This window comes from Streptomyces sp. NPDC054840, assembly GCF_053611065.1.
Map to the genome: position 1 here is coordinate 1 of NZ_JBSGZP010000784.1, position 3,126 is coordinate 3,126.

Below are 3,126 nucleotides of genomic sequence, written 5' to 3' on the forward strand. Positions count from 1 at the left end.
GGGGAGGGCATCCGCAGCCGCCCCGCTTTGTCAGAGGTACTGACCGGTGTTTGCCACCGTGTCGATGGAGCGTCCGGTGTCCGCGCCTTGCTTTCCGGTGACGAGGGTGCGGATGAATACGATCCGCTCGCCCTTCTTTCCGGAGATGCGGGCCCAGTCGTCCGGGTTGGTGGTGTTGGGCAGGTCCTCGTTCTCCTTGAACTCGTCCACGCAGGCCTGGAGCAGGTGGGCCACCCGCAGGCCCTTCTGGTTGTGTTCGAGGAAGGCCTTGATGGCCATCTTCTTGGCCCGGTCGACGATGTTCTGGATCATCGCGCCGGAGTTGAAGTCCTTGAAGTAGAGGACTTCCTTGTCGCCGTTGGCGTACGTGACCTCGAGGAAGCGGTTCTCCTCGGTTTCGGCGTACATCTGTTCGACGACGGTCTGGATCATGCTGTGGACGGTGCCGTCCTTGGAGTCCTGGTGTTCGGACAGGTCGTCCGAGTGCAGGGGCAGGGAGGCCTTGAGGTACTTCGCGAAGATGTCCTTCGCGGCCTCGGCGTCCGGACGCTCGATCTTGATCTTCACGTCGAGCCGGCCGGGGCGCAGGATGGCCGGGTCGATCATGTCCTCGCGGTTGGAGGCGCCGATGACGATGACGTTCTCCAGGCCTTCCACGCCGTCGATCTCGGCGAGCAGCTGGGGGACGATGGTGTTCTCCACGTCCGAGCTGACGCCGGATCCGCGGGTGCGGAAGAGGGATTCCATCTCGTCGAAGAAGACGATGACGGGGGTGCCCTCGCTCGCCTTCTCGCGGGCACGCTGGAAGACGAGGCGGATGTGCCGCTCGGTCTCGCCGACGTACTTGTTGAGGAGTTCGGGGCCCTTGATATTGAGGAAGTAGGACTTCCCGGCGGGCTGGCCGGTCACCTCGGCGACCTTCTTGGCAAGGGAGTTGGCGACGGCCTTGGCGATGAGTGTCTTGCCGCAGCCGGGCGGGCCGTAGAGCAGGATGCCCTTCGGGGGCCGCAGTTCGTGTTCCTTGAAGAGGTCCGGGTAGAGGTAGGGGAGCTCGACCGCGTCGCGGATCAGCTCGATCTGGTCGCCCAGACCGCCGATCTTGTCGTAGTCGATGTCCGGGACCTCTTCGAGGACGAGTTCCTCGACCTCGCTCTTGGGGACGACCTCGTAGACGTAGCCGGAGCGGGGTTCGAGCAGGAGCGCGTCGCCGGGGCGGATGGTGATGTCCAGGAGCGGCTCGGCGAGCCTCACCACCCTTTCCTCGTCGGTGTGCCCGACGACCAGGGCGCGCTCGCCGTCCTCGAGGATTTCCTTGAGGGTGACGATGTCCCCGGCCCGCTCGTATTCCATGGCCTCGACCACGTTGAGGGCCTCGTTGAGCATGACCTCCTGGCCGCGCCGGAGGTCTTCCGGGTCGACGCTGGGGCTGACGTTCACGCGGAGCTTTCGGCCTCCGGTGAAGATGTCGACGGTGCCGTCCTCGTTCGCCTGCAGGAAGACACCGAAACCGGCCGGCGGCTGTGCGAGCCGGTCGACTTCTTCCTTGAGGGCCACGATCTGGTCTCGGGCCTCACGGAGGGTATTCGCGAGTCGTTCGTTCTGCGCGGATACGCCGGCCAGGTTTGTCTGGAGCTCGACGATCCGCTCTTCGAGAATCCTCGTGTGTCGCGGAGAGTCGGCGAGCTTTCGTCGCAGGACGGCGATTTCCTGCTCGAGATAGGCAACCTGGCCGGCGGGGTCCTCGGACCCTCGCGCGGGCCGGATGCCGCGGTTGATGTCGTCGTCGTGGGCTGCCACGGTCCTCACCTCCTCCAAGGGGAGCTGGACGCTTCCTGACCCTACCTGGGCTGGTGGTGATTGAAACCCCTAGATCACAAAGACGGTAGAGGTGTGTCCGATCTTCACCCTTGCGTACTCCCTCACGCCAAGGAAATACCCACCCATCAAACTCGGGAAGCAGCCGGTTGTAAGGTCGAAGTGTTCAACACCCGTCAGGGCCCGCGCGACTTGCTGCGGGTTTCGACCGGGATGGATCACTCAGCGCAGGGAACGGCAGGAGATATGACCGTGCAGCAGGAGGCTCCGACGGGCGGTGCCGGTGAGGCCGGCGAGCCGCTCGAGGTCTGGATCGATCAGGATCTGTGCACCGGGGACGGCATCTGCGTGCAGTACGCGCCTGAGGTGTTCGAGCTGGACATCGATGGTCTGGCGTATGTGAAGAGCCCGGAGGACGAGCTGCTGCAGGACGCGGGGGCGACCACTCCGGTTCCGCTGACGCTGCTCCAGGACGTGGTCGACTCGGCGAAGGAATGTCCGGGGGACTGCATCCACGTGAGGCGTGTTTCGGACAGGGTGGAAGTCTTCGGTCCCGACGCGGAGTGACCCTTCAAACACTCCTGGCGGCCGAGTCCGTCAGCTCCTGGCGGAATTTTCCGTCGCGCCAGCGCCACTTGGCTAGCTGTTTCGTGTCGGGGCTGTAGCGGGGTACGGCGGGTGAGGAGTAGCCGACGAGGGTCGCGGTGACGAGCCCGTCGCGCACGGTGAGCTCGGTGGCGGTCTGTCGCCGGGCGGCTTCGAGCAGGGTGGCGACGACGCGGGGGCGGGCGCCTTCGGCGGGGTCCGTGGTGAGTACGTAGATCGCGTGGGGCGGGGTGCCGGAGCCGGCTTCGCAGCGGACGGCGGCCACGGTCTCGGGTCGGCCGTCGCCGTCGAGGTCGCCCTGGGCGCTGGTGGTGACGGTCTGCGGGGCGCCCTTGCAGTCGAGGGGGTAGGTGACGCCCGCCGGGTCGGGTGCGGTGGCCCGGGGCCCCTTCGCGGGGGGTTGCGCGGCGGTCCCGGTGGTGTCGAGGGCCGGGGTGCCGGTGGCCGGCTGTACGAGTCCTGCGGCGGCTATGACGGCTGCCATGGCGGTGGCCGTGGCGAGCCAGTGGACGGGCCTGGTGCGGCTGTGCTCCAGGGTGTGCGGGAGCGGGGCCGTCTCGGCGTGGCTGTGCGGCACGCGGGGTGTCTCCTGTGCGAAGGGTGACGAGGAGCCAGCATCGTGCCACACCTCACAGGGAGGTGGAACGGCTGGGTCCGGGGCTGGTGCACGGGACAACGAAAAGGCGCTGTGGCGCAGTTCCCGGG

At 66.8% G+C, this 3,126-nt stretch carries 3 protein-coding genes; 1 reads left to right on the forward strand and 2 read right to left on the reverse strand.

The annotated features are described in order from the left end of the window. Positions 1 to 30 precede the first annotated feature (30 nt). Entirely contained in the window at positions 31 to 1,797 is a 1,767-nt protein-coding gene (gene arc, locus ACWGIU_RS33955; protein ID WP_453711949.1) for a proteasome ATPase, read from the reverse strand. 264 nt (positions 1,798 to 2,061) lie between these two features. On the opposite strand from arc, the gene ACWGIU_RS33960 reads away from it, so the two are divergent. Continuing rightward, a complete protein-coding gene (locus ACWGIU_RS33960) occupies positions 2,062 to 2,382 on the forward strand; it encodes a ferredoxin (protein WP_030723362.1) in 321 nt (106 codons plus the stop codon). 4 nt (positions 2,383 to 2,386) lie between these two features. Here ACWGIU_RS33960 and ACWGIU_RS33965 read toward each other — a convergent pair whose 3' ends face one another. After that, positions 2,387 to 2,998, reverse strand: coding sequence for a hypothetical protein (locus ACWGIU_RS33965; RefSeq protein ID WP_453711950.1), 612 nt, complete (start codon positions 2,996 to 2,998; stop codon positions 2,387 to 2,389). Positions 2,999 to 3,126 lie beyond the last annotated feature (128 nt).

What these genes read in the sequence shown, in the direction of transcription:
- ACWGIU_RS33960 (WP_030723362.1), top strand. Translation starts at nt 2,062, where the DNA reads ATGACCGTGCAGCAGGAGGCTCCGACGGGCGGTGCCGGTGAGGCCGGC.